1 protein-coding gene is annotated in these 258 nt (G+C 70.5%); it reads left to right on the top strand.

Annotated elements, in window-relative coordinates; genetic code table 11:
• Positions 1-257 (top strand): alpha/beta fold hydrolase (locus SB754_RS21290; protein WP_410784327.1); only part of this gene is annotated, 257 nt, incomplete at its 5' end.
• Position 258 lies beyond the last annotated feature (1 nt).

Below are 258 nucleotides of genomic sequence, written 5' to 3'. Positions count from 1 at the left end.
CGCGCAGCGTGCCGCCGGGCGTGACCGTGGATCCCATCGCCCTGTCGAACCCCGATCGGTTCCGAATCCCCGTCACGATGCTCATGGGATCCGTAGACGCCGAGGAGCTCGCAGTGATCATGGCCGAGTGGCCGTCCGCCGCGGCGGAGTTTCGGCAGATCGAGCAGGTGGAGGTCGTGCTGATCGGGTCCGGCCACTGGCCCCAGTTCTCGCGGCCCGGCCGCCTGGCCGAGTTGCTCGTCGCGGCGCTGCGCTGAG

The organism is Leifsonia sp. SIMBA_070, assembly GCF_046534635.1.
GTDB lineage: Bacteria > Actinomycetota > Actinomycetes > Actinomycetales > Microbacteriaceae > Leifsonia.
This window is presented reverse-complemented; position numbering and strand designations above follow the sequence as displayed.